The organism is Stenotrophomonas sp. YJH_SMC_19, assembly GCF_059367915.1.
On sequence record NZ_JCAFRI010000024.1, the window covers coordinates 23,296 to 50,143 of the forward strand.

General features: G+C 66.8%; 28 protein-coding genes. All 28 read left to right on the forward strand.

Annotated elements, in window-relative coordinates; all coding sequences use genetic code 11:
• Positions 1–327: 327 nt before the first annotated feature.
• The 28 genes from AC5P5R_RS19045 to AC5P5R_RS19180 all read left to right on the forward strand — a co-directional run bounded on the left by AC5P5R_RS19045 (position 328) and on the right by AC5P5R_RS19180 (position 26,803).
• The gene (locus AC5P5R_RS19045; protein WP_005413267.1) at positions 328–1,548 is read left to right on the forward strand and encodes a flagellin; all 1,221 of its coding nucleotides are present in this window, start codon (positions 328–330) and stop codon (positions 1,546–1,548) included.
• A 72-nt stretch (positions 1,549–1,620) separates the two neighbouring features.
• Complete coding sequence (locus AC5P5R_RS19050) at positions 1,621–2,796, forward strand: flagellin (RefSeq protein WP_099473109.1); 1,176 nt, start codon at positions 1,621–1,623, stop codon at positions 2,794–2,796.
• 86 nt (positions 2,797–2,882) lie between these two features.
• Positions 2,883–4,061, forward strand: coding sequence for a flagellin (locus tag AC5P5R_RS19055; protein ID WP_005413265.1), 1,179 nt, complete (start codon positions 2,883–2,885; stop codon positions 4,059–4,061).
• 440 nt (positions 4,062–4,501) lie between these two features.
• A complete protein-coding gene (fliD, locus tag AC5P5R_RS19060; protein ID WP_043033573.1) occupies positions 4,502–5,920 on the forward strand; it encodes a flagellar filament capping protein FliD in 1,419 nt (472 codons plus the stop codon).
• 128 nt (positions 5,921–6,048) lie between these two features.
• The gene (gene fliS, locus AC5P5R_RS19065; protein WP_049448908.1) at positions 6,049–6,465 is read left to right on the forward strand and encodes a flagellar export chaperone FliS; all 417 of its coding nucleotides are present in this window, start codon (positions 6,049–6,051) and stop codon (positions 6,463–6,465) included.
• Positions 6,462–6,755, forward strand: a complete 294-nt coding sequence (locus tag AC5P5R_RS19070; RefSeq protein WP_005413263.1) for a hypothetical protein — start codon at positions 6,462–6,464, stop codon at positions 6,753–6,755. Before fliS ends, AC5P5R_RS19070 begins: the two co-directional genes overlap by 4 nt.
• Positions 6,752–7,330 (forward strand): PilZ domain-containing protein, encoded by a 579-nt coding sequence (locus AC5P5R_RS19075; RefSeq protein ID WP_005413262.1) that lies wholly within the window; start codon positions 6,752–6,754, stop codon positions 7,328–7,330. Before AC5P5R_RS19070 ends, AC5P5R_RS19075 begins: the two co-directional genes overlap by 4 nt.
• A 92-nt stretch (positions 7,331–7,422) precedes the next feature.
• Positions 7,423–8,055: a response regulator gene (locus tag AC5P5R_RS19080; RefSeq protein WP_495226429.1), complete on the forward strand. Its 633-nt coding sequence runs from the start codon at positions 7,423–7,425 to the stop codon at positions 8,053–8,055.
• A 438-nt stretch (positions 8,056–8,493) separates the two neighbouring features.
• The gene (gene rpoN, locus AC5P5R_RS19085; protein WP_005409557.1) at positions 8,494–9,903 is read left to right on the forward strand and encodes an RNA polymerase factor sigma-54; all 1,410 of its coding nucleotides are present in this window, start codon (positions 8,494–8,496) and stop codon (positions 9,901–9,903) included.
• A 14-nt stretch (positions 9,904–9,917) separates the two neighbouring features.
• Entirely contained in the window at positions 9,918–10,295 is a 378-nt protein-coding gene (locus tag AC5P5R_RS19090; RefSeq protein ID WP_005409556.1) for a response regulator, read from the forward strand.
• The gene (locus tag AC5P5R_RS19095; protein WP_033833133.1) at positions 10,292–11,797 is read left to right on the forward strand and encodes a sigma-54 dependent transcriptional regulator; all 1,506 of its coding nucleotides are present in this window, start codon (positions 10,292–10,294) and stop codon (positions 11,795–11,797) included. The genes AC5P5R_RS19090 and AC5P5R_RS19095 overlap by 4 nt, the downstream gene beginning before the upstream one ends.
• 140 nt (positions 11,798–11,937) lie before the next feature.
• Positions 11,938–12,417, forward strand: coding sequence for a hypothetical protein (locus AC5P5R_RS19100; protein ID WP_012480112.1), 480 nt, complete (start codon positions 11,938–11,940; stop codon positions 12,415–12,417).
• A 177-nt stretch (positions 12,418–12,594) separates the two neighbouring features.
• Positions 12,595–13,011, forward strand: coding sequence for a hypothetical protein (locus tag AC5P5R_RS19105; protein ID WP_044570072.1), 417 nt, complete (start codon positions 12,595–12,597; stop codon positions 13,009–13,011).
• Positions 13,012–13,458: 447 nt separating this feature from the next.
• Positions 13,459–13,824, forward strand: coding sequence for a flagellar hook-basal body complex protein FliE (gene fliE, locus AC5P5R_RS19110; RefSeq protein ID WP_005409552.1), 366 nt, complete (start codon positions 13,459–13,461; stop codon positions 13,822–13,824).
• 13 nt (positions 13,825–13,837) lie between these two features.
• Entirely contained in the window at positions 13,838–15,484 is a 1,647-nt protein-coding gene (gene fliF / locus AC5P5R_RS19115) for a flagellar basal-body MS-ring/collar protein FliF (RefSeq protein WP_099497310.1), read from the forward strand.
• Positions 15,485–15,491: 7 nt separating this feature from the next.
• On the forward strand, positions 15,492–16,478 hold the full coding sequence (gene fliG, locus AC5P5R_RS19120) for a flagellar motor switch protein FliG (RefSeq protein ID WP_024958226.1): 987 nt from the start codon (positions 15,492–15,494) through the stop codon (positions 16,476–16,478).
• The gene (locus tag AC5P5R_RS19125) at positions 16,475–17,116 is read left to right on the forward strand and encodes a FliH/SctL family protein (protein ID WP_005409549.1); all 642 of its coding nucleotides are present in this window, start codon (positions 16,475–16,477) and stop codon (positions 17,114–17,116) included. The genes fliG and AC5P5R_RS19125 overlap by 4 nt, the downstream gene beginning before the upstream one ends.
• Positions 17,113–18,498, forward strand: a complete 1,386-nt coding sequence (locus tag AC5P5R_RS19130) for a FliI/YscN family ATPase (protein WP_005413257.1) — start codon at positions 17,113–17,115, stop codon at positions 18,496–18,498. The genes AC5P5R_RS19125 and AC5P5R_RS19130 overlap by 4 nt, the downstream gene beginning before the upstream one ends.
• A gap of 3 nt (positions 18,499–18,501) precedes the next feature.
• On the forward strand, positions 18,502–18,969 hold the full coding sequence (gene fliJ / locus AC5P5R_RS19135) for a flagellar export protein FliJ (RefSeq protein ID WP_005413256.1): 468 nt from the start codon (positions 18,502–18,504) through the stop codon (positions 18,967–18,969).
• Entirely contained in the window at positions 18,969–20,126 is a 1,158-nt protein-coding gene (locus AC5P5R_RS19140) for a flagellar hook-length control protein FliK (protein WP_100438506.1), read from the forward strand. Before fliJ ends, AC5P5R_RS19140 begins: the two co-directional genes overlap by 1 nt.
• A gap of 160 nt (positions 20,127–20,286) precedes the next feature.
• Positions 20,287–20,802: a flagellar basal body-associated FliL family protein gene (locus AC5P5R_RS19145; protein ID WP_012480107.1), complete on the forward strand. Its 516-nt coding sequence runs from the start codon at positions 20,287–20,289 to the stop codon at positions 20,800–20,802.
• A 10-nt stretch (positions 20,803–20,812) separates the two neighbouring features.
• The gene (gene fliM, locus AC5P5R_RS19150; protein WP_005409544.1) at positions 20,813–21,817 is read left to right on the forward strand and encodes a flagellar motor switch protein FliM; all 1,005 of its coding nucleotides are present in this window, start codon (positions 20,813–20,815) and stop codon (positions 21,815–21,817) included.
• Positions 21,814–22,149 carry a flagellar motor switch protein FliN gene (gene fliN / locus AC5P5R_RS19155; protein ID WP_005409543.1) on the forward strand — a complete coding sequence of 112 codons (336 nt, stop codon included), beginning with the start codon at positions 21,814–21,816 and terminating at the stop codon, positions 22,147–22,149. Before fliM ends, fliN begins: the two co-directional genes overlap by 4 nt.
• Positions 22,146–22,565, forward strand: a complete 420-nt coding sequence (gene fliO, locus AC5P5R_RS19160; protein WP_005409542.1) for a flagellar biosynthetic protein FliO — start codon at positions 22,146–22,148, stop codon at positions 22,563–22,565. The genes fliN and fliO overlap by 4 nt, the downstream gene beginning before the upstream one ends.
• A 1-nt stretch (position 22,566) precedes the next feature.
• A complete protein-coding gene (gene fliP / locus AC5P5R_RS19165) occupies positions 22,567–23,346 on the forward strand; it encodes a flagellar type III secretion system pore protein FliP (protein ID WP_049404621.1) in 780 nt (259 codons plus the stop codon).
• A gap of 82 nt (positions 23,347–23,428) precedes the next feature.
• The gene (locus AC5P5R_RS19170) at positions 23,429–23,698 is read left to right on the forward strand and encodes a flagellar biosynthetic protein FliQ (protein WP_005413254.1); all 270 of its coding nucleotides are present in this window, start codon (positions 23,429–23,431) and stop codon (positions 23,696–23,698) included.
• Positions 23,699–23,711: 13 nt separating this feature from the next.
• Positions 23,712–24,503, forward strand: coding sequence for a flagellar biosynthetic protein FliR (gene fliR, locus AC5P5R_RS19175; protein ID WP_005409539.1), 792 nt, complete (start codon positions 23,712–23,714; stop codon positions 24,501–24,503).
• A gap of 164 nt (positions 24,504–24,667) precedes the next feature.
• Positions 24,668–26,803: a putative bifunctional diguanylate cyclase/phosphodiesterase gene (locus AC5P5R_RS19180; protein ID WP_100438505.1), complete on the forward strand. Its 2,136-nt coding sequence runs from the start codon at positions 24,668–24,670 to the stop codon at positions 26,801–26,803.
• The last annotated feature ends 45 nt before the right edge of the window (positions 26,804–26,848 follow it).

Genomic DNA, 26,848 nt, shown 5'->3' on the forward strand with positions numbered 1-26,848 from the left:
CGTGGGCTGGCGCTACCGGAAACATGCTGCACGCATTTTCCGTGATTGCCCATCAAGCCAGGCCCTGCCCCGCCGATACCTTCATCAGCGCTGGTTGGGCATGCCCAACCGCCCCTTCCGGGGTCGCCTTCACGCCCGGCCAGGGCTGGAAAACCCCGGAAAAACAGCCTCCGGCACCGGATTTCAGCGTCGACGGAATTCACGGCTAAAGGTTGTTGACAAAGCGCCGTTATTCATTTGGCAACAGCGAAGCACACAGCCACACAAAAAAACAGGCGGCGCTTCGTTTCATTCACCAACGGGTTCCATATAAGAGGAGACGACCCCATGGCACAGGTAATCAACACCAATACGATGTCGCTCAACGCTCAGCGCAACCTGAGCACCAGCGGCAGCTCGCTCGCTACCACCATCCAGCGCCTCTCGTCCGGCCTGCGCATCAACAGCGCGAAGGACGACGCGGCCGGCCTGGCCATCAGCGAGCGCTTCACCACCCAGATCCGCGGTCTGGACGTGGCCATCCGCAACGCCAACGACGGTATCTCGCTGGCCCAGGTCGCCGAGGGTTCGCTGAGCGAAGTCGGCAACAACCTGCAGCGCATCCGTGAACTGGCCGTGCAGTCCTCCAACGCCACCAACTCGGCCAGCGACCGCAAGGCCCTGCAGGCTGAAGTGACCCAGCTGGTCTCGGAAGTCGACCGCGTGGCCAAGCAGGCTGACTTCAATGGCACCAAGCTGCTGGACGGCTCCTTCACCAGCCAGCTGTTCCAGGTCGGCGCCAATGCCGGCCAGGCCATCGCCATCAACAGCGTGGTCAACGCCAAGGCTGATTCGCTGGGCGCGGCAACCTTCGCCAACGGCTACACCGGCACCAGCCTGGCCGCCGCCGACAAGGCCACCGCCGACACCACCTACTCCGGCCTGCAGATCTCGGTGACCCCGCCGGGCGGCACCGCCACCACGGTCACCATCAACGACTTCACCGTGAAGGCGGGCGAATCGATCACTTCGGCCACCTCTGCCGCGATCAACAACAAGCTGGGCGAAACCGGCGTCATGGCCTCGGTCAATGCCGGTGTGATCAGCCTGGCCTCGGTCAAGGACGGCCAGACCTTCACCCTGGGCGTCAGTGCCGCAACCCCGCCGGCTGGCGCCACCGCCGCGACCATCGCCGGCCTGGGCCTGACCGAAACGAGCACCAACGGCGGCCTGCTGACTGGCGCCACGGCCAACTTCGTCAAGGACCTGAACGTCACCACCGCCGAAGGCGCACAGAAGGCGCTGTCGATCGTCGACAAGGCCCTCGAATCGGTCAACAGCGTGCGCGCCGACCTCGGCGCGATCCAGAACCGCTTCACCTCGGTGGTGGCCAACCTGCAGACCTCCTCGGAGAACCTGTCCGCATCGCGCAGCCGCATCCGCGATACCGACTTCGCCAAGGAAACCGCCGAACTGACCCGCACCCAGATCCTGCAGCAGGCCGGTACGGCCATGCTGGCCCAGGCCAACCAGGTACCGCAGAACGTGCTCAGCCTGTTGCAGCGCTGACATGAGCCGCCCCCGGGGCACGTCGGGGGCGTCTAACCCAACTCACGTGCAACCGCTCAAGGACCTCTCCTCATGGCACAAGTCATCAACACCAATACGATGTCGTTGAATGCTCAGCGTAACCTGAGCACCAGCGGCAGCTCGCTGGCCACCACCATCCAGCGCCTGTCCTCCGGTTCGCGCATCAACAGCGCCAAGGACGACGCCGCCGGTCTGGCGATCTCCGAGCGCTTCGGCACGCAGATCCGCGGTACCGACGTCGCCATCCGCAATGCCAACGACGGCATCTCGCTGGCCCAGGTCGCCGAAGGTTCGCTGACCGAAATCGGCAACAACCTGCAGCGCGTCCGCGAGCTGTCGGTGCAGGCGTCCAACGCCACCAACTCGGCCAGCGACCGCAAGGCGCTGCAGGCTGAAGTGACCCAGCTGGTCTCGGAAATCGACCGCGTCGCCAAGCAGTCGGACTTCAACGGCACCAAGCTGCTGGACGGCACGTTCTCCAGCCAGCTGTTCCAGGTAGGCGCCAATGCCGGCCAGGCCATCGCCATCGACAAGACCATCGATGCCAAGGCCAACGCCCTGGGTGGTGCACAGTTCTCCAGCGGTACCGCAACCGCAATCGCCGGTACCGCTGACACCGACACCGCAGTGGGTGCGTTCACCATCACCGACAGCAAGGGCACCGTCTTCAACTTCGGCGCCATGACGGTCAAGAGCGTCGGTGACGCTGCCGCCAACACCGCTGCAAACGGCAAGGCCGTCGCTGCCGCCATCAACGCCAAGATCGGCGAAACCGGCGTGCTGGCCGAAACCGATGCCGCCGGCGCACTGACCCTGACCTCGGTCAAGGACAGCGTGAACAACGCGGGCGCTTTCACTGCCATCGGCAGCTCGCTGGCCGGCTTCGCCGCGGCAACCCCGGTCCCGGGCAAGCAGTTCGCCGACAAGATCGACGTGTCCACCGTGAAGGGTGCACAGCAGGCAATGGAAGTGGTCGACAAGGCCCTGGGTGCGATCAACAGCACCCGCGCCGACCTCGGCGCGATCCAGAACCGCTTCACCTCGGTCGTGGCCAACCTGCAGACCTCGTCGGAGAACCTGTCGGCTTCGCGCAGCCGCATCAAGGATACCGACTTCGCCAAGGAAACCGCAGAGCTGACCCGCACCCAGATCCTGCAGCAGGCCGGTACGGCCATGCTGGCCCAGGCCAACCAGGTGCCGCAGGGCGTGCTCAGCCTGCTGCGCTGATCCGCTCGCTGATCGACCTCCGGGCGCCGCATGACGCGGCGCCCGGATCCTGAAATACGTTCCACCTTCGCCAAAGGAAAAGCACCATGGCACAAGTCATCAACACCAATACGATGTCGTTGAATGCTCAGCGCAACCTGAGCACCAGCGGCAGCTCGCTGGCCACCACCATCCAGCGCCTGTCCTCCGGTTCGCGCATCAACAGCGCCAAGGACGACGCCGCCGGCCTGGCGATCTCCGAGCGCTTCGGCACGCAGATCCGCGGTACCGACGTTGCCATCCGCAATGCCAACGACGGCATCTCGCTGGCCCAGGTCGCCGAAGGTTCGCTGACCGAAATCGGCAACAATCTGCAGCGCGTCCGCGAGCTGTCGGTGCAGGCCTCCAACGCCACCAACTCGGCCAGCGACCGCAAGGCGCTGCAGGCCGAAGTGACCCAGCTGGTCTCGGAAATCGACCGCGTCGCCAAGCAGTCGGACTTCAACGGCACCAAGCTGCTGGACGGCACGTTCTCCAGCCAGCTGTTCCAGGTCGGCGCCAATGCCGGCCAGGCCATCGCCATCGACAAGACCATCGATGCGAAAGCGGGTTCGCTCGGCACCTCGACCTTCGCAAGCGGTGCAACTGACGTACTGGCCGCCAGTACCGACGGCTCGCGCATTACCGGCAAGGTAATGGGCGTGGACATCGGCACCGTCGAGATCAAGGCCGGCGCCACCACTGCCGACGCGTCCAAGGCTGTCGCCACGGCGATCAACGCAAAGATCGGCGAAGCCGGCCTCTATGCCGAGGCGAATGCCGACGGCTCGATGAAACTGACCTCGGTGAAGGAAGGCAAGGCCGTCGTCGCTGCCGACATCGCGCTTGAGCGCAGCGATCTGACCGCCGCGACCGGCGTGTGGAGCGCGAAGACCGCAGCCGGTGCTTACACCGCTGGCACCGCCACCGCCGCCAACGTGCAGAAGCTGGACGTGAGCACGGTGCTTGGTGCACAGCAGGCGATGGAAGTGGTCGACAAGGCCCTGGGTGCGATCAACAGCACCCGTGCCGACCTCGGCGCGATCCAGAACCGCTTCACCTCGGTCGTGGCCAATCTGCAGACCTCGTCGGAAAACCTGTCGGCGTCGCGCAGCCGCATCAAGGACACCGACTTCGCCAAGGAAACCGCAGAGCTGACCCGCACCCAGATCCTGCAGCAGGCCGGTACGGCCATGCTGGCCCAGGCCAACCAGGTGCCGCAGGGCGTGCTCAGCCTGCTGCGCTGATCCACGGCAAGAAGGCGCCGCTACCGTCGGATCGAACCGACGGTAGCGGCAACCCGGAAGCCACGGTGCACGAAGGCGCGGGCCATGCCCGGCCCGGGATCGCTCCCGAACCGGCTTGGCATCGCCCGCTCCTGCGGACCTCTCTTTCAGCGCTGTACCTTTGACTGTACGTACCGGGCGGCTTCGTCTCCCCCCGATTGTCAGTAGCCTGATCCCTCCCCTGCATTGGGGGAGGGCTTTTTGCAGACTCCCGGCAGCCCGCGGTGAACCTACCCGCACCCTGCCCCAGCCTTCCTGCAACCCGCGTGCCAGAACCTGCGCCAGACCATTGGCACGGCACGTGCATCAACGAAGTCCTCAAGACCCAGCGGCGCAGGCCGCTATTTTCGTTGACGACGGGCCACCGCACGACGGCCAGGCCCGGATACCAGGAGAATCACATGGCAAGCTTTGGATACGGTGGCATTGGCTCGGGGCTCAACATCTCGGACATCGTCAACCAGCTGGTCGCAGCCGACCGCAAGCCCGCCGACAACGCGCTGAACCTGCAGCAGTCCAAGGCCAAGATGCAGCTGTCGTCGATCGGCACTGTCACTTCAGCCTTCGACAAGCTGAAGACCGCGCTGACCGCACTGAAGGCCACCACCGCCTTCGATACCCGCACCGTGACCGCCACCGGCAAGGCGCAACCGGCCAACACCGACGACGTGCTGACGGCCTCGGTGGCACTGTACGACCTGGGCACGACCAAGGCAGCGGCCTCCAATGGCACCCACCAGGTGGAGGTGAAATCCCTTGCCACCGCACACAAGCTGATTGCCAATACCTCGGTAGGGAAGACCGACACCTTCGGCGCCGGAACCTTGACGCTGACCGTTGGCGTCGGCGACAAGGCAAAGACGATGAAGGTCGAGGTGGAAGCCGGCGATACGCTGACCACCGTGCGCAACAAGATCGACGCCGCAGGCCGCAAGGAAGGCGTGCAGGCGACCCTGATCGCCTCGGGCGACAACCAGTACCTGTCGATTGCCCAGGAAAAGACCGGCGCCGCCAATGCCATCAAGCTCGAATACGGCGGCAGCGACCCGAAACTGACCGCACTGGTGGGCAGCCTCCAGGAAAACACCGCGGCAGCCGATGCCGAGCTGACCATCGATGGCGTCACGGTGGTCAGCGCCAGCAACACCGTGGCCGACGCCGTGCCGGGGTTGACCCTGAACCTCAAGGTCAAGGGCAAGAGCACCGTCGTGATCAGCACCGATACCACTGCAGCCACCAAGGTGATGCAGGAGTTCGTGACCGCCTACAACGCAGCAATCGCGGCGATCAACACCGAGACCAAGTACGACGCCAAGACCAAGGAAGCCGCCACGCTGACCGGCGACGCGCAGATGCGTGGTGCCTCCAGCCAGTTGCGCTCGGTGATGTCGGGCGTGCTGAAGGAACTGTCCGCCGATGGCCTGGACCCGAAAACGCTGGGACTGCAGACGCGTGGCTACCCCAACGCCGACGGCAGCCTGGTGCTGGACGCCACCAAGTTTGCCGCCGCGCTGGCCAGTCAGCCCGAGAAGATCCGCTCGGCAATCACCGGCGACACCGGCGGTGCCGGCACGCTGTACACCATGGTCGACGGCTACGTCAGTACCACGGTCGGCAAGGAAGGTGCCTTCGTCGCCCGCACCAAGGGCCTCAACACCACGCTGGACAACATCGACAAGCGCCGCAAGGACCTCGACACGCGCATGAAGAACGTGGAGGAGCGCTACAAGAAGCAGTTCATCGCACTGGACAGCCTGATGGGCAAGCTGCAGCAGAGCAATACGTCGCTGCAGCAGCAGCTGGCACAGCTGAACCGCTAAAGGACGGCGTGCAACGCTCAAGTTTGGCGTGTAACGCACCGATAACGGACGCAACAGCAATCAACGCCGCACCGCCGGCAGCGGTCCCCACGACCGTCCGGCGGCACCCCGCGCAAGGAGAATCACGAATGTACGGTTCCAGCCGTCAATATGCCGAGCAGTACCGCCAGGTGGGAGTGACCAGTGCGGTCGCCGATGCCGATCCGCACAAGCTGGTGGCGATGCTGCTGGCCGGCGCGCTGGAGCGCGTGCGGCGCGCCCTGGCCAGCCTCGAGCGTGGCGACCAGGCCGGCAAGGGCAAGGCGATCGGCGAGGTCTGCGCGATCGTCGGCCACCTCAATGGCTCGCTGGATCATGAGGCTGGCGGTGAAATCGCCGGGAACCTGTCGGCACTCTACGACTACGTGCTGCAGCGCCTGACCGAGGCCAACCTGCACAACGACCGTGCCGCCCTCGATGAATCCCTGCAGTTGCTGGGCGAGATCGACAGCGCCTGGAATGCGATCCCGATGGAACAGCGCCGCCCGGCTGCGGTGGCCCCATGAGCCTGCACGAACTGCACGCCCAGCTGGACGCCTTCGAAAAGGCCCTGGGCGAAGACGCCCTCGACCAGGCCGACAGCCTGCTAGACGGTCACGACAGCACGCTGCATGCCCTGCTCAGCCAGCCGCTGACCTCGGACGACCACGCACCACTCAGTGCGCTGTTCGAACGCCAGCAGAACCTGCTGGGCCTGCTGCGCCAGCGTCGCGATGCGGTGGCAGCACTGATGAATGACGGCCAGCGCTCTCTTCGCGCGGCCCATGCCTACCTGCAGGCAGAATCGCTGGCATGACCCAACTGCCGACAACGTCGCTGCACCATCCCGCCGAAAGCGAGCTGTTCGACGAAACGCTCAGCTGCGAGCTGGCACTGCCCGCCGAATTCCAGGCAGGCAGTGGCACCGGCCGTACCGGCAGTGCCGAGGGCCTGCTGCGCAGCCTGGCGCTGGTTGAAGACAGCCGCGTTGACGAGCATGACGACCGCAATGAAGCCAGCCTGCAATTGCAGCGGCTGGAGGCGAAGCTGGATCTGGCGATGGTGTTGCTTGGCCGCCTGGTCCGCCAGCAGGGCCAGGAACTGACCCTGCGCCCGGTGCGCTGGTCGCGCCGTGGCATCCGCCTGCAACTGGGCCCGCGCAGTGGCGCCAGCCCCGGCCAGGCGGGCCTGGTCCGTCTGCAGCCCAGTGATTGGCTGCCCGACCATATCGACCTGCCGGTGGAAGTGATTGCCGAAGCGGCCGATGGCGGCGGCGGCCACTATCTGTGGCTGCGCTTCCAGCGCCTTGGCGATGGCCTGGAAATGGCCATGGAGCGCCACCTGTTCCGCCTGCACCGGCGTCAGGTGGCCGAGGCACGCCGGGCGCGCTGAAACCTGCCACCATCACGCTTGGCGGGCAAGCCTTGGCGCGCCCGTTCAGCTAAGTTAAGGTGGACTCCCCTACACGGACATGCTGCGTGCCTGTGCGAGTTCTCATCGTCGACGATCACACCCTGGTCCGCGCCGGCCTGGCGCGGCTGCTGCAGGGGTTTGCCGACGTGCAGCTGGTTGCAGAGGCCAGCAACGCCGAACAGGCGCTGCAGCTGGCCCTGCAGCACGCCCCGGACGTGGTCCTGATGGACCTGTCATTGCCTGGCCGTACGGGTCTGGAAGCGCTCAGCGATATCCGGCTGCGCGCGCCCGGTACCCGGGTTGTGATGATGACCATGCACGACGACGCCGCGCACGTGCGCGATGCCCTCGACCGCGGCGCGGTCGGGTTCGTGGTCAAGGATGCGGCACCGCAGGAACTGGAGCTGGCGCTTCGCGCGGCGCGTGCCGGCCAGGTGTTCCTGAGCCCGCAGATCTCCGCCAAGATGCTGGCACCGATGCTCGGGCGCGAGAAACCCACCGGCATCGCCGCACTGTCGCCGCGCCAGCGCGAGATCCTGCGCCGCATCGGCAAGGGCGAGAGCAACAAGGAAATCGCCGCCGACCTCGGCATCAGCGTCAAGACAGTGGAAACCCACCGCGCACGCATGATGGAGTCACTGGGCTGCCGTCGCGCCAACGATCTGCTGCTGCTGGCCGCGCGCCATCAGCACGAGCTGGAGTAAGCGCCAGCCTCGGCGTGACCAAGCGATGGCTCGGTAGAGTGGGCTGTTGGTAGAGTCGACTGTCAGTCGACTTGCGCGCGGAGCGCGGGACTTTTCCCTGGTCTGATCGGAGAGCAGTCGACTGACAGTCGACTCTACCGGTGATCGTCTCTATCGACAGCCGACGCAGCCAACCCGCACCCGGCGTCGAATTCCCGTCAACCCGACACTCCCCGACAGGAATCCGTACACGGTGCAGCCCGATCAATCCCGGCCTTGCACCGGAAATCAGCAACTTAGCAGCGATCATCGTCAACATTCCGCGCCACTGTAGGGAATATCCCCACACGCCGTCAGGAAATTCACGAAGCTCCTCAGGAACCCCCCGATTCCGCCCCCGCCGGATCAAAAGCAAGATGCGTTCCACAAGGCGCCGGGGAGCGGCGCCGGGGAACCACGATGAAGGCTGCACTCTCGACCCAGCTGGGCCAACAACTTCACCTCACCCCGCAGCTGCTGCAGTCGATCCGGCTGCTGCAGCTTGATGGCCTGCACCTGGAACAGGAAATCCAGCGCCTGCTGGACTCCAATCCCCTGCTGGAAATCGAAGAGCCCGAAGCACCGGCCGCCGACGCCACCGACGTTGCCACCGCGACGCTGGAAACCGCCGCGTTCGACGAGCTGCCCGAGTCGTCGATGTGGGACGTGGCCGGCGCCAGCTGGCAGGACGGCGACGACGACCGCATGGCGCGCATCGCCGCCGGCGAATCGACCGACCCGCAGCTGCGCGTGCTGCAGCGTCTGTCGCTGGACATGGATGACCGCCAGCTGGCAGTGGCCGCATTCTGGCTGGACCACTGCGACGAGGCTGGCTACCTGCAGGCGCCACTGGGCCAGCTGCAGCTGCTGGCCAGCGCCCAGTTCGACATCGACGCCGACGGCGTCGAAGCCATCCGCCAGCAGCTGCTGCACGGTGACCCGGCCGGCATGGCCGCCCAGGACCTGCGCGAGGGCCTGCAGGCGCAGCTGCGCAGCCTTCACGGCGCGGTGCCCGCCCGCCACCTGGCCACGCGCATCCTGGACGGCGCACTCGATGCGCTGGCCGCACATGATTACCCCGCCCTCGCCCGCCAGCACGACGCCGAGATCGACGATGTGCGCGAAGCGGTACGCCTGATCCTGTCGCTGCAGCCACGCCCAGGCGACAGCCTGCTGCCGGAACGCAATGCCGTTGTGGTTCCGGATGTGGTCGCCTGGCACGCCGATGGCCAGTGGAAGGTGGCATTGAACCCGGCCACCAGTCGCCGCGTCTCCATCAACAGCCAGTACGAACAGGCGCTGGCAGAGACCAGTGAGGCCGCCCCGGCTCTGCGCGAGATGCTGCAGGAAGCGCGCTGGTTCAGCCGCGGCCTGTCGATGCGCTACGACACCCTGCTGCGCACCGCGCGGGTGATCGTCGAGCGCCAGGCCGCGTTCCTGGTGCGTGGCGAGGAAGCCATGGCACCGCTGACCCTGAAGGAAGTGGCCGAGGAAATCGGCATGCACGAGTCCACCGTCTCGCGCATCACCACCGGCAAGTTCCTGCAGACCCCGCGCGGCACCTTCGAACTGAAGCATTTCTTCGCCGTCCGACTGGAAGGCGCCAGCGTCTCCGGGCAGGCGGTCAAGGCCATGGTCCGCCGCCTGATCGACGCCGAACCGGCCGGTCGGCCACTGGCCGATGAGGCGATCGCCGGCCTGTTGTCACGCCAGGGGGTGAACATTGCCCGCCGAACCGTCGCAAAATACCGGGAACAACTGGACATCGCCCCGGCCCGTGAACGGCGTCGGCTCGGCGCCAGGCAACCACAGCTGGCCCGGGTGGGCTGAAAAGGATGTTGGACATGAACAAGCTTACCGTCCTGCTGGTCGATGACCACGAGGGCTTCATCAACGCGGCAATGCGCCACTTCCGCAAGATCGACTGGCTGCAGATCGTCGGCAGCGCCGGCAACGGCCTGGAAGCGATCGAGCGTTCGGAAACGTTGCGCCCGCAGGTCGTATTGATGGATCTGGCAATGCCTGAGATGGGCGGCCTGCAGGCCACCCGCCTGATCAAGTCGCAGGACGACGCACCGTACATCGTGATCGCCAGCCACTTCGACGACGCCGAGCACCGCGAGCACGCGCTGCGTGCCGGTGCCGACAATTTCGTCAGCAAGCTGTCCTACATCCAGGAAGTCATGCCGATCCTGGAAGGCCTCAGGGAGGAACAGTCGTGAGCGAATCGCGCATCCTTGTGCTGGACAACGACGCCGTGCGTGCAGAGCGCACCGTTGCCCTGCTGGAGTTCATGGACTTCAACCCGCGCTGGGTCTCCGACGCGGCCGACTTCGATCTGGGCCGGCAGCGCCAGAACGATTGGATGGCAGTGATCGTCGGCAGCCTGGACGACAACGCCGCCAGCACCGCACTCTACAACTGGCTGGGCGGCAGCAGCCTGCCACCGCCGGTACTGCTGGCCGACGGTGATGCCGCAGCCTTCGCGCAGCAGCACGGCCTGCACGAAGCCAACATCTGGCCGCTGGAGACGCCGCTGCGCCACGCGCAGATGGAAGCCCTGCTGCGCCGCGCCAGCCTCAAGCGCCTGGATGCCGAGCACCAGGCCGGTGCGGCGCAGGAGCAGGGACCGACCGGCAACGGCCCGGCGGTCACCGCGCTGCGCACCATGATCGAGCAGGTCGCCGCGTTCGACACCACCGTGCTGGTGCTGGGCGAATCCGGCACCGGCAAGGAAGTGGTGTCGCGCGCCATCCACCAGCGCTCGCCGCGCCGTGATGGCCCGTTCGTGGCGATCAACTGCGGCGCCATTCCGGCCGACCTGCTGGAAAGCGAACTGTTCGGTCACGAAAAGGGTGCCTTCACCGGCGCATTGACCGCGCGCAAGGGCCGCTTCGAGATGGCCGAAGGCGGCACCCTGCTGCTGGACGAAATTGGCGACATGAGCCTGCCGATGCAGGTGAAGCTGCTGCGCGTGCTGCAGGAACGCAGCTTCGAGCGCGTCGGTGGCAACCAGACCATCCGCTGCAACGTGCGTGTCGTGGCCGCGACCCACCGTGATCTGGAAACCCGCATCGCCGAAGGCAAGTTCCGTGAGGATCTGTTCTACCGCCTCAACGTGTTCCCCATTGAAGTACCCGCGCTGCGCGAGCGTCGCGAGGACCTGCCGGCACTGGTGGAAACCATCGCCGCACAGCTGGCACGAACCGGCCGTGGCGAAGTGCGCTTCACCCCGGAAGCCCTGCAGGCACTGGCCGGCTACGAGTGGCCGGGCAACGTGCGCGAGCTGACCAACCTGGTCGAGCGCCTGGCCGTGCTGCATCCGGGTGGATCGGTGCGCGTACAGGACCTGCCGGCCCGCTACCGTGGCGATGCCGCGCTGGCCGCCGTCGCTACGCCGGCGCCGGCACAGCCCGCCACCAGCGAAGAGCGACTGGACCTGCGCAGCTTCTCGTTCCACACGCCCGGCAGCGGCAACCAGCCGGCGCTGGAGCACGGCATCGCCGTCAATCGCCCGGCGGCACCGGCCGCCCTGCCCGACGAAGGCATGGACCTGCGCAACCACATGGCCAACATCGAACTGGGCCTGATCAACGAAGCACTGGAACGGACCCAGGGCGTGGTCGCCCATGCCGCCCAGCTGCTCGGCCTGCGCCGCACCACCCTGGTGGAAAAGCTGCGCAAGTACGGCATCGAACGCGAGCAGGCCGAACTGGCCGGCTGAAGCGCGCTACCAGCATGAAGGGGGCACGAACGCCTGGGCTTGCCCGGGCGTTCGTGTTTTTGAGATTTACAACTTTTCCCAATGCGTTCTGCTTCGTTACGCAATAGCCTCAAGGGTTGTGATTTCGACCAGGGAATGCCATGAACGGGACCTTCGAAGATTCCATGCAGGAAATACTGGAATCAATGCTGAGCGTTTGCCTGGAGTACGGAGAGCATCGCGTGGATGGGGTCTACCTGTACGGTGCAGCGGAAGATGGGACGTCATCTGCAGACGTCTTCTATGACATTGGCGGTCACCTCTACAGGACCAACCAGTTGAACGACGCTCCCGCGGCCGGAAGTGGTCAGCCGTTTGACCTTTCCGATTCCCGTGGCAGCGCCCTGCTGGATTTTCTCTTGGACGATCTTGATCGCCTACTTGAACTTCATAAGAATCATGATCGAGAACCCCCTACCCAGCTGAAGGCGCACTTCGACGCCGTTACGGAAAAGCTGAGCGTCAAGTTCAGCCACGATCTCCATTTCTCCAATACCGAAGATCTCCTGCCTTCCGATATGTTCGAAGCGTGGCTGCAGGAAGTGAAGGAACGCTCCTCAAATGCCCGAGGCAACGGTTAACCCGAAGCCCATGCGAGGCGTCGAATGCGAGCACGCCGCGCCGACCAGCTGAACGAACTCGCAGGGGTCAAAGTGCCACCTGCGGTAGGGAGCCGAAACTCCCGCGTTTACAAGTCTTCCTAAAGACAGCAGCGCCGAACTGCGGTGCATTGGCAAGGACATCCCAAGGAGGTCCACATGCATCGCTTGATCCTGCTCGCCGTCCTGCTCTGCCCGGCCCTGGCCACCGCGGCCAACTGCATCCTGCCCGCCACGCTCGACCAGCGCCAGTTCACCAACCTCAGCGACCCGCTGTACGCCCCGGACAACCCCAATGCCGGACGCATGGTCCAGGTCAGCTTCGCCGGCAGCCAGTACGTGCTCGACATCCTCGGCACCGACCTGCGCATCGGCGGCAGCTACCGCTACCAGCGCCTGGCCCCGCATATCGCGGAACTCCACATGACCGAGGCCCACCCGGCCGGCCCCGCCCACTACACCCTGCTGCTGACCTGCCAGAGCGACCGCCAGGGTCGCTTCATCTACACCCAGCACGACGGACCCATTGCCCCGCGCCAGCGCCAGAATTCCGGCCGATGGACCCTGCAGCCATAGGCCAGAAAACCGACGCCGGTTAAACGGCGCCACGACCGGAGTCAGAGCCGGTTGCGTTGCAACGGGATCCGACCCCGTGCCGACCAACGGTCGGCACCCACCATCATCAGAAGCACCATCAGAAGCACCATCAGCAGCAGGTTCCAACAGATCGCGGCCCACTGTCGAAGGCGGGGTGGGTCCGGTTGCGGGGGTGTCCGCGGCATGGATGACGCGGCCAAGCCCCCAAGGACGGGTTTACGGCGTCCCCCGTAACCGGACCCACCCCGCCACCCCACGGATAGCCCGATTTTGACGTTGATGTTGACGTGGCCTCTGCGGGTGCAGGGCGCAGCCCTGCCACCAAACACCCCCACCCTCACTTCACTGAATCGAAAACCGGTTTCGGCACGGCACTTGCACTGGCTACAGCAGACAACCCCATCCCTGTTTCTGGAACCGTTGCAGATGTCCCACTCCGTCACTTCGATCCTTTCGCAGATCCGCTCCTATCAGACCCAGATGGGACAGCCGGCGCTCAACCCGCTGGGCGAAACGCCTCGCAGCAACGCCCTGCCGGGCACGGTGCTGGATGCACCGCAGGCCCAGCCGGCCAGCTTCACCGAAACCCTGCGTGGTGCGATTGCCGGCGTCAACGATGCGCAACAGAAATCCGGCGCCCTCGCCAAGGCCTTCGAAATGGGCGACCCCAGCGCCGACCTCGCCAAGGTGATGGTCGCCTCGCAGCAGTCCCAGATCGCCTTCCGCGCCACCGTGGAAGTCCGCAACCGTCTCGTCCAGGCTTACCAGGACGTGATGAACATGCCGCTGTAAGGAATAGAGACGCATGGCACTGACGCTCTCCAAGGACAGCCTGAACGCCGAAAAGGCCGGGCAATGGTTCGACCGCCTGCAGAGCCTGCAGATCACCCGTCGGCTGGGCCTGATGGCGATGATCGCGGTGGCGGTGGCGGCAGGCCTGTCCGTGTTCTTCTGGTCGCAGAAGCCGGGCATGGTCCCGCTGTACACCGGCCTGGACCAGAAGGCCACCGCTGAAGCCACCGACCTGCTGCGCGCCGCGCAGATTCCGTTCGCGCTCGACCCGGCCACCGGTGGCATCACCGTGCCGGAAAAGAACCTGCACGACGCCCGCCTGAAGCTGGCCGGTTCCGGCCTGACCGACAGTGGCAAGCTCGGCTTCGAGCTGATGGAACGCGACCCGGGCTTCGGTGTGAGCCAGTTCGTCGAAAGCGCGCGCTATCAGCACGCGCTGGAAACCGAACTGTCGCGCACCATCAACACGCTGCGCCCGGTGCGCGATTCGCGCGTGCACCTGGCTATTCCCAAGCCCAGCGCCTTCACCCGCCAGCGCGACGTAGCCAGTGCCTCGGTCACCCTGGAACTGCGTGGTGGCCAGCAGCTGGAACGCAGCCAGGTGGATGCCATCGTGCACATGGTTGCGGCCAGCATCCCGGATCTCGCGCCGGAGCGGGTGACCGTGGTCGACCAGAGTGGGCGCATGCTCAGCATCACCGACCCGAACAGCGAAGCGGCGGTCAACGCTGCCCAGTTCGAGCAGGTGCGCCGCCAGGAAACCTCGTTCAACCAGCGCATCCGCGAGCTGCTGGAACCGATGACCGGCCCTGGCCGCGTCAACCCGGAAGTGAGCGTGGACATGGATTTCTCGGTGACCGAGGAGGCCCGCGAGCTCTACAACGGTGAGCCGCAGAAGCTGCGCAGCGAGCAGATGAGCGAGAACACCACCAGCACCCCTGGCCCGCAGGGTGTGCCGGGTGCCACCAGCAACAGCCCGCCGGGCCAGCAGGCTGCACCGGCCACCGCGCAGACCCCGACCGAAAGCAGCAAGAACGCCACCCGCAACTACGAGCTGGACCGCACCCTGCAGCACACCCGCCAGCCGGCAGGCCGCATCAAGCGCGTCTCGGTGGCGGTGCTGGTGGACAACGTGCCGCGCGCCGGCGCCAACGGCAAGATGAGCCCGCAGCCGCTGTCGGCCGCCGAACTGACCCGCGTCGAAGCGCTGGTCAAGCAGGCCGTCGGCTTCAACGCCGAGCGTGGCGATACCGTGTCGGTGATGAATGCCCCGTTCGTGCGGGATACCACGCCGGTCGAAGGGCCGGCCTGGTGGGAGCTGCCGTGGGTGCACGATGCCGGCCGCATGCTGCTCGGCGCGGTGGTGGTGCTGGCGCTGCTGTTCGGTGTGCTGCGCCCGGCACTGCGTGCGATCACCGGCCAGAACAAGAAGAACGACGAACAGGCTCTGGAACCGCACACCGCGGACGTACAGCTGGTCGATGACGATGGCATGCCGCTGCCGGCGCTGGGCGCCGACCGGGCCAGCCTGGCCGGACCAGACGCACTGGCCCTGCCGGTGGATTCTTATGAGGAACGACTGCGGATGGCGCGTGAAGCCGTGAAGACCGACTCCAAGCGCGTGGCCCAGGTGGTCAAGGGCTGGGTGGCCAATGACTGAGGCACAACTGACCGGCGTACAGCGCGCGGCCGTGCTGCTGCTGTCCCTGGGTGAGCTGGATGCGGCCGAAGTGCTGCGCCACATGGAACCCAAGGAAGTGCAGAAGATCGGCATCGCCATGGCCACCATGACCGACATCACCCGCGAGCAGGTGGAACGGGTGATGGACCAGTTCGGCCAGGAGCTGGGCTCGAAGACCTCGCTGGGCGTGGGCTCGGACGACTACATCCGCAACATGCTGGTGCAGGCGCTGGGCAGCGAGAAGGCCGGCAACCTGATCGACCGCATCCTGCTCGGCCGCAACACCACCGGCCTGGATGCGCTGAAGTGGATGGACCCGCGTGCGGTGGCCGACCTGGTGCGCAACGAGCACCCGCAGATCATCGCCATCGTGATGGCGCACCTGGAAACCGACCAGGCCGCCGACGCGCTGAAACTGCTGCCGGACCGTACCCGCGTGGACGTGCTGCTGCGCATCGCCACCCTCGACGGCATTCCGCCGAACGCACTCAATGAACTCAACGAGATCATGGAGCGCCAGTTCGCCGGCAACCAGAACCTGAAATCGTCCAACATCGGCGGCGTGCAGTGCGCGGCCAACATACTGAACTTCATGGACAGCGGCCAGGACCAGGCGATCCTGGGCGAAATCGCCCGCATCGATGCGCCGTTGAGCAACCGCATCCAGGACCTGATGTTCGTGTTCGACGATCTGGTCGACCTGGATGACCGCGAAATGCAGCTGGTGCTGCGCGAAGTGAGCGGCGAGCGCCTGGGCCTGGCCCTGCGCGGTGCCGACATCAAGGTGCGCGACAAGATCACCCGCAACATGTCGCAGCGCGCGGCCGAAATCCTGCTGGAAGACATGGAAGCCCGTGGCCCGGTGCGCCTGTCCGACGTGGAAGGCGCACAGCGCGAGATCCTGGCCATCGTCAAGCGCATGGCCGATGAAGGCACCGTCACCATCGGTGGCAGCGCGGAGGCCATGCTGTGAGCAACGTCGTGCGCTGGCTTGCCCCGGACCTGCTGGCCCAGCCCGAACCGGTGCTGGAGCAGGAGGATGCGTTCGAACTCACTGAGCCGGACCCGGAACACGAGCCGGAGCCGCCGCTGCAGCTGCCGACCCTGGAGGAAATCCAGGCCATCCAGGACAGCGCCGAGAAGGAAGGCTTCCAGCACGGCCATGCCGAAGGTTACGGCCAGGGCCAGGCCGAAGTGCGTCGCCTCGCCGCGCAGATCGAAGGCATCCTCGACAACTTCAGCCGCCCCCTGGTGCGGCTGGAGAACGAAGTGGTCGGCGCACTCGGTGAGCTGGCGGTACGCATCGCCGGTGCGCTGGTCGGCCGCGCCTATGAAGCTGACCCGGCACTGCTGGCACAGCTGGTCGGTGAGGCCATCGACGCGGTGGGTGGCAGCACCCGCGAGGTCGAAGTGCGACTGCACCCGGATGACATCGCCGCCCTCGCCCCGCTGTTGAGCCTGCCGCCACAACAGCGCCTGGTGCCAGACACCAGCCTCAGCCGCGGCGATCTACGCGTGCACGCCGAAGCCGTGCGCATCGACGGCACCCTGGAAGCCCGCCTGCGCGGCGCGCTGGACGCGGTGATCCGCCAGACCGGAGCCAATGCATGAACCCCGATCCGCAGCCGACGCCGCCACCGGCCGACTGGGCCATGGCCCGCAACCTGCGCCTGGCCCGTCGCCTCGATGGACTGCGCGTGGATACCGCCCATGGCCGTGGCCTGATCCGCGAAGGCGTGCTGCGCCGCGCGGTCGGACTGACCCTGGAAGCCGTCGGCTGCGAGGCGCCGCTGGGGGCCAGCTGCAAGGTGGAAGTGGTCGACGGCGGCTGGGTCGATGCCGAAGTGGTCGGCTTCGCCGGCGAGCGCACTTACCTGATGCCCAGTGCCGAGCTGCATGGCCTGTTGCCCAATGCGCGGGTGGTGCCATCGGCGCGCCGCGGTGGCGTGGAAGTGGGCGAAGGCCTGCTTGGCCGCGTCATCGACAGCGATGGCGTGCCGCTGGACGGCAAGGGCCCGATCCGCGCCGAAGGCCATGTCGGCATGGCCGGCGTGTCGATCAATCCACTGGCGCGCGAACCGATCACCCAGCCGTTGGACGTGGGCGTGCGCGCGATCAACGCCCTGCTGCCGATCGGCCGCGGCCAGCGCGTCGGCCTGTTCGCCGGCTCCGGCGTCGGCAAGTCGACATTGCTGGGCATGATGACCCGCTACACCGCCGCCGACGTGATCGTGGTCGGCCTGATCGGTGAACGTGGCCGCGAAGTGCGCGATTTCGTCGAGACCACGCTGGGCGAGGAAGGCCTCCGCCGCGCCGTGGTGGTGGCCAGTCCCGCCGACCGGCCGCCGCTGGCGCGCCTGCACGGTGCCTACCGCGCTACCGCCATCGCCGAATGGTTCCGCGACCAGGGACTGAACGTGCTGCTGCTGATGGACTCGCTGACCCGCTTTGCCCAGGCGCAGCGCGAGATCGGCCTGTCGGTGGGCGAGCCGCCGACCACCCGCGGCTACCCGCCATCGGTGTTCGCCAAGCTGCCGGCACTGGTCGAACGCGCCGGCAATGGCGCCAAGGGCCGTGGCTCGATCACTGCGTTCTACACGGTGCTGACCGAAGGCGATGATCCGCAGGACCCGATCGCCGATGCGGCGCGCGCGATCCTCGACGGCCACATCCTGCTCTCGCGGCGCGTGGCCGACAGCGGCCTGTACCCGGCCATCGACGTTGAATCGTCGGTCAGCCGTGTGGTCACGGAAATCGCTGACGAGCCGTGGCGCCTGCGCATCCGCAAATTGAAGCGACTGGTCTCGGCCTACTCGGCCAACCGTGACCTGATCGCCATCGGTGCCTACCAGCGCGGCAACGACGCGGCCACCGACGAAGCCCTGGAACGCTGGCCGGAAATCATGGAGTTCCTCGGCCAGGACGTTGCCAAGGCCGCAGATCTCCCGCACAGCCAGGCGGCGCTGCAGCGCCTGGTGGAACAAGAGAGTTAAGCCATGAACCAGTCCAAGCGCATTGATCCCCTGCTCAAGCGGGCCCAGGAACACGAGGACGCGGTCGCCCGCGACCTGGCCGAACGCCAGCGCGTGCTCGATACCCATCTATCGCGACTGGACGAACTGCGCCGCTACGCCGAGGAGTACGCCAACGCACAGATGGCCGCCACCAGCCCGGCGCAGCTGCTGAACCGACGCGCTTTCCTCGACCGGTTGGACAGTGCCGTCGAACAGCAGCAGGCCACGGTCAATGGCAACCGCGAAAAGGTGGAAGCCGAGCGCGCCCGGCTGATCCTGGCCAGCCGTGACAAGGCCGTGCTGGAACAGCTTGCCGCCAGCTACCGCGCGCAGGAAAAAGTGGTGACCGACCGCCGCGACCAGCGCGAGATGGACGATATCGGTGCGCGCCGCGCGCGCCTGGTCCAGGCCGAAGACCAGGACGGCACCGAGCAGGGAGGTCGCTCGTGATGCCCTCCTCACTCGCCGGCAGCGCCAACCCTGCCACGCCGGCCACCAGCAACAGTGCGGCGCGCGCCCCGCGCAGCGAAGGCAGAAAGGACTTCAGCCAGCTGCTGCAGGACGGCGCGCCCTCTGCACCCGCCCCTGCCGGCAGCGCCACCACGCCGTCGCCATCCACGTCGAGCCAGCCGTCGACCACAGACAGCAGTGGCCAGGCACCAGGCGAACGCAGCGACGCCGAAGCGGTAACCGCTGAAGCGCCGCCGCCAGCGCCCGTTGCCGTGACCCCGGCTGCACCCGCTACCGACAAGGACAAGCCCGCCGCGACCGAAGACGCCCCTTGGCCGCCGCTCGGTCTGGCCGGCCTGGTGCTGGCGATGCCGACGCCCGTGGATCCGGCCGCTGCCCTGCCGACCACCGCTGCACCGTCGCAGGCCAGCGACGGCAGCGCACTGCCCGTTGCCCCTGCCGCGAACCCGGCACTGCCTGCAACCGCGCCAGCAGCGGCCACCGCAGCGACGGCCGACGGCAAACCGGCGGCGACCAGCGCGGACGATGCCAGCGCGCTGCCACTGCCGGAGATGATCCTGCCCGGCAAGCGCAGCGAGCGCGGCGAAGGCAGTGACGTGGCCGCCGTTGGCGACCGCACCAGTGCACCACTGCTGCATGCACCGGCGGGGGCCGCCGTACAGGACATGAAGGCGGCGCTCGCCACCGGCAACGCGATCTTCAATGGCGAACCCACACCGAAGCCGGTGCTGGGTGACGACGGCTTCGACCAGGCCATTGGCGCACGCCTGGGCTGGCTGGCCGACCAGAAAATCGGCCACGCCCATATCCGCCTGAGCCCGGACGATATGGGCCCGGTCGACGTGCGCCTGCAGTTGAACGGCGACAAGGTGCATGCCAGCTTCAGCAGCCCGCACGTGGACGTGCGGCAGGCTCTGGAAAGCAGCCTGCCGCGCCTGCGCGAGCTGCTGGGCGAACAGGGCTTCCAGCTGGCACACGCTGATGTTGGCCACCAGGCCCCGGGGGGCGACGGCAATGCGTCGGGAGCATCTGGCAACGGTGGGACCGCCGGTGACGGAGAACCGTCGCCGGGCGACACCAACGTGTCGTCCGCACAGTTGATCCGCCAGCGCGGGTTGCTGGACGCCTACGCCTGACAGGCGTGCCAACCAAGGTTGGCACCCACCAGAACAGGGTAGCGCCGGGCCATGCCCGGCGGAACGCCGGAACCCGACGGAATTCCGTCACCCCCCTCGGCCCCATCTTCGGCACACCCCTTGCATATCCCGGTGAAGCAACCCTCAGGAGCTTCACCCCGTGGCCGCAGCCGCTGACAAAACCAAGAAGACCGCCGAGAAGGACAAGGCCGCCAAGCCGCGCAGTCCGATCCTGATCACCGCACTGGTGGCCGTACTGGCCGCCGCTGCCGCCGGTGGCGGCGTCTGGTTCTTCACCCAGTCCAAGCACGAAGACAAGGCCGCGCAGGCCCCGAAGAAGACCACGACCCCGGCACCGGCCCAGTATTTCGCGCTGGACCCGGCCTTCGTGGTCAACCTCAACGGCCCGGTCGATGGCCCGCGCTACCTGCAGCTGGAAGTGCAGCTGATGACCCGCGACCCGGCCGCGCTGGAAGCGATCAAGACCCATGCACCCGCCATCCGCGCACGCCTGCTGATGCTGTTCTCGCAGGTCAGCCCGGACCAGATCGCCGATGTCGCCGGCAAGCAGAAGCTGCAGGCTGCGTCGCTGGCCGAAGTGCAGAAAGTGCTCAAGGCCGAGACCGGCAGCAATGGTGCCGACGACCTGCTGTTCACCAGCTTCGTGACCCAGTAAGGGCCCACCGATGAATGATCTGTTGTCCCAGGACGAGATCGATGCCCTGCTCCACGGCGTGGACAGTGGCGCGGTCGAAACCGATCCGGAACCGCCGTCCGGCGAAGCGCGCTCGTACGACTTCGCCAGCCAGGACCGCATCATCCGCGGTCGCATGCCAACCCTGGAAATGGTCCACGAGCGTTTCGCGCGCCTGTGGCGGATCGGCCTGTTCAACCTGATCCGCCGCTCGGCCGAGCTGTCGGTGCGCGGCATCGAGCTGATCAAGTTCAACGACTACATGCACTCGCTGTATGTGCCGACCAACCTGAACCTGATCCGCTTCAAGCCGCTGCGCGGTACCGGCCTGATCGTGTTCGAGCCGACCCTGGTGTTCGCCATCGTCGACAACTTCTTCGGTGGCGACGGGCGCTACCCCACCCGCATCGAAGGCCGCGAGTTCACCGCCACCGAAATGCGGGTGATCCACCTGCTGCTGAAGCAGACCTTCGCCGACCTGCGCGAGGCCTGGGCACCGGTGATGGATGTCGACTTCGAATACATCAATTCGGAGATCAACCCGCACTTCGCCAACATCGTGACGCCGCGCGAGTACGTGGTGGTGTGCCGCCTGCACGTCGAGCTCGATGGCGGTGGCGGCGACATCCACGTGACCCTGCCGTACTCGATGCTGGAGCCGATCCGCGAGCTGCTCGATGCCGGCATCCAGAGCGACCGCAACGACCGCGACGAGAGCTGGGGCAAGACCCTGCGTGAACAGCTCAACATCGCCGAAGTCACCCTGTCCAGCGTCCTGGCCAGCAAGCGCATGACCCTGCGCGACCTGACCCAGCTGAAGGTCGGCGACATCCTGCCGATCGAGCTGAGCCCGCAGGTGCCGGTGTGCGTGGAGAACATCCCGGTGTTCACCGGCGAGTTCGGCATCGCCAACGGCATGAACGCCGTGAAGATCACCGCTACCCATCCGCCGGGCACCCGCCCGCGCGTACCCGTCATCCAGGAAGACCCGCAATGAACGATATCGACGCCCTCGAACCCACTCCGGCCCAGTTCAGCAGCCTGCAGGCCGATGAGGCGAACGGCCCGGACCTGAACCTGGACGTGATCCTCGACGTACCGGTGACGCTGTCGCTGGAAGTCGGTCGCGCGCGCCTGCCGATCCGCAACCTGCTGCAGCTCAACCAGGGTTCGGTGGTGGAACTGGAACGTGGTGCCGGCGAGTCGCTGGATGTGTTCGTCAACGGCACCCTGATCGCCCATGGCGAAGTGGTGGTGATCAATGACCGCTTCGGCGTGCGCCTGACCGATGTGGTCAGCCCGAGCGAGCGGATCCGGAGACTGCGTTGAGCCTGCTGGCCTCCACCCTGCTGGCGGTCGGCAAGACCGCCGCTCCGGCCGGCCCGCAGATCGGCCAGCACGCAGCCGCCGCACCGAGCCTGTTCGGCGCGGTGCTGGCGCTGCTGGCAGTGCTGGCGCTGGTCATCGGCCTCGGCTGGCTGCTCAAGCGCCTGCCCGGCAGTGGTTTCCGCCCGGCCGAAGGCATGAAGGTGGTGGCCAGCCTGAGTGTCGGTGCCAAGGAGCGCGTGGTGGTGGTCGAGGTCAACGGCCAGCAGCTGCTGCTGGGCGTCACCGCCGGCGGCATCAACACCCTGCACACCCTGCCCGAACCGCTGCCGCCGCCCGCGCCCGTGCGCGTGCCGGACTTCAAGAATCTTCCGAATTTCGCCCAGCTGCTGCAGCAGCGGCTGCGCAAGGACCCCTGACATGCGTGTCGCCCGTACCCGTCTTGCCACCCTGATGCCGTGGCTGCTGATGCTCGCCCTGTGCCTGTTGCCGGCACTGGCCTTCGCTGCACCCGGCGCACCGACCACGCCACTGCCGGACATCAACGTCGGCAAGATCGGAGGTGCGCCGGTCAGCCTGCCGCTGCAGACCCTGCTGCTGATGACGGCGATCACCCTGATCCCGTCGATGTTGCTGGTGCTGACCTCGTTCACCCGCATCATCATCGTGCTGGGCCTGCTGCGCCAGGCGCTGGGTACCGGGCAGACCCCGTCCAACCAGGTGCTGCTGGGCCTGGCCCTGTTCCTCACCGCGATGGTGATGATGCCGACCTGGGACAAGGCCTGGAGCACCGGCATGGCGCCGTACCTCAATGGCGAGATCGACTTCCAGACCGCCTGGACGCTGACCACCACGCCGTTGCGCGGCTTCATGCTGGCGCAGATCCGGGAGACCGACCTGATGACCTTCGCCGGCATCGCCGGGCACGGCACCTACGCCAGCCCCGACGCGATCCCGTTCCCGGTACTGGTCGCATCGTTCGTCACCAGCGAACTGAAGACCGCCTTCGAAATCGGCTTCCTGATCTTCATCCCGTTCGTGATCATCGACCTGGTCGTGGCCAGCGTGCTGATGTCGATGGGCATGATGATGCTGTCGCCGATGCTGGTGTCGGCACCGTTCAAGATCCTGCTGTTCGTGCTGGTGGATGGCTGGGTGCTGACCGTGGGTACGTTGGCGGCGAGCTTCAATCCGGCGTGATTGAGAGGCAGTCGGGCATGGCTCGGCTCTACAGAAGCACAGTCGAGCGCGGCTCGACTCCACACAAGCAGATGGACCCCGAATGTCTCCCGAACTTGCCTTGACCGAACTGCGTGGCGGCCTGATCACCGTGTTGTGGGTGGCCGGCCCGCTGCTGCTCACCGTGCTGGTGGTGGGCGTTGTGGTGGGCGTGGTGCAGGCCGCGACCCAGCTCAACGAACCGACCATCGCCTTCGTTGCCAAGGCGGCGGCACTGACCGCGGTGCTGTTCGCGCTCGGCAGCCTCCTGATCGGCCACCTGGTTGAATTCACCACGCTGCTGTTCCAGCGCATTCCACACCTGATCGGCTAGGACACGCGCCTCGATGGACGCCGCCACCCAGATGGCTGCCGACGGCCTGCAGGCCTTCGGCATGATCGGCACCGTGCTGTGGACCATGCTGCGCATCGGCGCGGTGGCCATGGCCATGCCCATGGTCGGCACCCGCGCGGTGCCGGCACGGATCCGCGTGATCCTGGCCGGTACCCTTGCCATCGCGTTGGCACCGCTGCTGCCGCCGGTTCCGGACTGGACCGGCTTCGATGCTGCCACCGTACTGACCATCGCCCGCGAGCTGGCCATCGGCGTGTCCATCGGCTTCCTGCTGCGGCTGGTGTTCGAGGCCGGCGCGATGGCCGGCGAACTGATCGCCCAGGGCACCGGCCTGGCCTTTGCGCAGATGAGCGACCCGCTTCGTGGCGGCACCTCCGGCGTGATCGGGCAGTGGTTCTACCTGCTGTTCGGCCTGCTGTTCTTCACTGCCAACGGCCATCTGGCGCTGATCTCGCTGGTGGTGGACAGCTACCGGGCGCTGCCGATCGGCGCGCCGCTGCCGGACCCGCACGCCTTCTTCAGCATCGCTCCGACCTTCCTGCTGACCGTGCTGCGCGGCGCACTGACCCTGGCCATTCCACTGACCGTGGCGATGCTGGCGGTGAACCTGGCCTTCGGCGTGCTGGCGCGTGCAGCCCCGGCACTGAATCCGATCCAGCTGGGCCTGCCGGTCTCACTGCTGCTGGGCCTGTTCCTGCTGGCCCTGCTGGCCGGGGAAATGGGCCCGCCGGTACAGCGCCTGTTCGATGCCGCCTTCCAGGCTGCGGACGCGGTCACACACTGACCCGATCATCACGTTTTACTGCTTGCCCTTCCCCCGGGTCTGCGCGCTAGAGTGAATGCGCGGCAACCGGGGGGATGCCGCACGTGGCCGCCGCCCTGCGTCGGCCTGCCTCATGCATGCCCCACCGTGGTTTCCGTCGACAGGCAGGTCCGGGAGACTGACGAATGCTGGTAGGCACGTACAACCCGTGGCTGGTGGCGATCTCGTTGCTGGTTGCCGTGATGGCGTCATACACCGCGCTGGCGATGGCCGGGCGCACGGTCACCGCACCCGGCAAGGGCGCGGCCTGGTGGTGGCGCCTCGGTGGTGGCTTCGCCATGGGCCTGGGCATCTGGTCGATGCACTTCATCGGCATGCTCGCCTTCGACCTGCCCATTCCGCTCGGTTACGACCTGCCGATCACCCTGCTCTCCCTGGCCCTGGCCATCGCCTCATCGGTGTTCGCGCTGTGGCTGGTTTCGCTGCGCACCCTGCCGCACCCACGCCTGGCCGGCGGGGCATTGCTGATGGGTACCGGTATTGCCGGCATGCACTACGTCGGCATGGCGGCGATGCGCATGCAACCCGGCATCGACTATGACCCGGGCTGGCTGCTTTTTTCGCTACTGGTAGCGGTGGCCGCTTCGTGGACCGCGTTGTACGTAGCCTTCCGCCTGCGCGCGCAGCGCACCCGTGTCGGCGACCGGCTGGCAGCCGCTGGCCTGCTCGGGCTGGCCATCGTTGGCATGCACTACACCGGCATGGCCGCCGCACGCTTTCCGGAAGGCAGCATCTGCGGCGCGGCGGTCGGCGATGGCCTGCAGAACGAGTGGCTGGCGATGCTGGTAGTGGTGCTGACGGTCGCGATCCTCGCGGTGGTGCTGGTGGTGTCCTGGCTGGACCAGCGGGTGGAGGCGCAGCTGCTGCGGCTGCGCAATTCCATGCTGAGCACTTCGTTGACCGATGCGCAGCAGGAACTGACCCAGGCCGCACTGCATGATCCGCTCACCCGCCTGCCCAACCGCCTGCTGTTGCAGCGCCGCATCGTGCAGGCACTGGCCGAGGCCGAACAGGGCGGCAGCCGCTTCGCGGTGATGTTCATGGACCTGGACGGCTTCAAGCAGGTCAACGATGCCTATGGCCACCAGGCGGGTGACGCATTGCTGGTGGCGGTGGCCGAGCGCACCCGCCAGCTGCTGCGCCCGCATGACATGCTGGCGCGCCTGGGCGGCGATGAGTTCGTGCTGGTGGTGCGCATCGAGCACGATGAGGATCTGCCAACCCTCGCCCGGCGCATCCTGCAGGCGGTCGGCAGTGGACCGCTGCTGCCGGACAACGAACTGCAGGTAACCGCCAGCATCGGTGTGGCGATCTGCCCCGACCACGCCGCCAGCGAGCGGCAGCTGATGGCCTTTGCCGACGCGGCGATGTACCAGGCCAAGGAATCCGGGCGCAACGCCTTCGTGCTGTTCGCCGACTGGATGAATGACAGCGCCGAACAACAGTTCCGGCTGCTGGCCGACCTGCGCCGCGCCATCGGCAGCGAGCAGCTGTTCCTGCACTACCAGCCCAAGATCCGCGTGGCCACGCAGAAGGTGGCCGGTGCCGAAGCGTTGATCCGCTGGCACCATCCGGAGCATGGCCTGATTCCGCCCGATCGGTTCATCCGCCTGGCCGAGCGCAGCGGCGCGATCAACGAGATCGGGCGCTGGGCGCTGGACCAGGCCTGCCTGCAGCTGCGGCGCTGGCACGATGCCGGTCACGAAGGCTGGTCGATGTCGGTGAACCTGTCGCCGGTGCAGTTCAGTTCGCCGCACCTGCTGCAGGATGTGCGCGCGGTGATCGAACGCCACAACATCGCCCCGCGCCACCTGGTGCTGGAAATCACCGAAAGCACGGTGATGCGCGATACCGACACCAGCCTGCGCCTGCTGCAGGCGCTGTCGGTGCTGGGCGTAGGCATCTCCATCGATGACTTCGGCACCGGCTATTCCAGCCTGCTGTACCTGAAGCGGCTGCCGGCCACCGAGATCAAGATCGACCATGCGTTCGTGCGCGACCTGGAACACAGTGCAGAGGACGTGGTGATCGTCTCGGCGATCGTGGCGCTGGGCCATGCGCTGGACATGGACATCGTCGCCGAGGGCGTGGAGACCGCCGCCCAGCGCGCCTACCTGGAGCGCCTGGGCTGCGACTACCTGCAGGGCTACCTGCTGGGACGGCCGGTCGATGCGGCGCGCTTCATGCAGCTGCACGACCTGCCCCGGCCGCGGGTGGAACTGGCGCAGAGCCCACCGCCCAGCGACAACGCGCCCCGGTAGCGCCGAGCCTGCGCTCGGCTCCCGCCGGGCACGGCCCGGCGCTAC

Excerpts from the sequence above, each read along its gene's own strand:
- AC5P5R_RS19055 (WP_005413265.1), top strand. The coding sequence starts at position 2,883 with ATGGCACAAGTCATCAACACCAATACGATGTCGTTGAATGCTCAGCGC.
- AC5P5R_RS19130 (WP_005413257.1), top strand. The coding sequence starts at position 17,113 with ATGAACCCCGATCCGCAGCCGACGCCGCCACCGGCCGACTGGGCCATG.
- AC5P5R_RS19075 (WP_005413262.1), top strand. The coding sequence starts at position 6,752 with ATGACCCAACTGCCGACAACGTCGCTGCACCATCCCGCCGAAAGCGAG.
- AC5P5R_RS19070 (WP_005413263.1), top strand. The coding sequence starts at position 6,462 with ATGAGCCTGCACGAACTGCACGCCCAGCTGGACGCCTTCGAAAAGGCC.
- fliP (WP_049404621.1), top strand. The coding sequence starts at position 22,567 with ATGCGTGTCGCCCGTACCCGTCTTGCCACCCTGATGCCGTGGCTGCTG.
- fliF (WP_099497310.1), top strand. The coding sequence starts at position 13,838 with ATGGCACTGACGCTCTCCAAGGACAGCCTGAACGCCGAAAAGGCCGGG.
- fliE (WP_005409552.1), top strand. The coding sequence starts at position 13,459 with ATGTCCCACTCCGTCACTTCGATCCTTTCGCAGATCCGCTCCTATCAG.
- fliS (WP_049448908.1), top strand. The coding sequence starts at position 6,049 with ATGTACGGTTCCAGCCGTCAATATGCCGAGCAGTACCGCCAGGTGGGA.
- AC5P5R_RS19170 (WP_005413254.1), top strand. The coding sequence starts at position 23,429 with ATGTCTCCCGAACTTGCCTTGACCGAACTGCGTGGCGGCCTGATCACC.
- fliJ (WP_005413256.1), top strand. The coding sequence starts at position 18,502 with ATGAACCAGTCCAAGCGCATTGATCCCCTGCTCAAGCGGGCCCAGGAA.
- AC5P5R_RS19090 (WP_005409556.1), top strand. The coding sequence starts at position 9,918 with ATGAACAAGCTTACCGTCCTGCTGGTCGATGACCACGAGGGCTTCATC.
- fliD (WP_043033573.1), top strand. The coding sequence starts at position 4,502 with ATGGCAAGCTTTGGATACGGTGGCATTGGCTCGGGGCTCAACATCTCG.
- fliR (WP_005409539.1), top strand. The coding sequence starts at position 23,712 with ATGGACGCCGCCACCCAGATGGCTGCCGACGGCCTGCAGGCCTTCGGC.
- AC5P5R_RS19180 (WP_100438505.1), top strand. The coding sequence starts at position 24,668 with ATGCTGGTAGGCACGTACAACCCGTGGCTGGTGGCGATCTCGTTGCTG.
- fliN (WP_005409543.1), top strand. The coding sequence starts at position 21,814 with ATGAACGATATCGACGCCCTCGAACCCACTCCGGCCCAGTTCAGCAGC.
- AC5P5R_RS19100 (WP_012480112.1), top strand. The coding sequence starts at position 11,938 with ATGAACGGGACCTTCGAAGATTCCATGCAGGAAATACTGGAATCAATG.
- fliM (WP_005409544.1), top strand. The coding sequence starts at position 20,813 with ATGAATGATCTGTTGTCCCAGGACGAGATCGATGCCCTGCTCCACGGC.
- AC5P5R_RS19105 (WP_044570072.1), top strand. The coding sequence starts at position 12,595 with ATGCATCGCTTGATCCTGCTCGCCGTCCTGCTCTGCCCGGCCCTGGCC.
- rpoN (WP_005409557.1), top strand. The coding sequence starts at position 8,494 with ATGAAGGCTGCACTCTCGACCCAGCTGGGCCAACAACTTCACCTCACC.
- AC5P5R_RS19140 (WP_100438506.1), top strand. The coding sequence starts at position 18,969 with ATGCCCTCCTCACTCGCCGGCAGCGCCAACCCTGCCACGCCGGCCACC.
- AC5P5R_RS19050 (WP_099473109.1), top strand. The coding sequence starts at position 1,621 with ATGGCACAAGTCATCAACACCAATACGATGTCGTTGAATGCTCAGCGT.
- AC5P5R_RS19045 (WP_005413267.1), top strand. The coding sequence starts at position 328 with ATGGCACAGGTAATCAACACCAATACGATGTCGCTCAACGCTCAGCGC.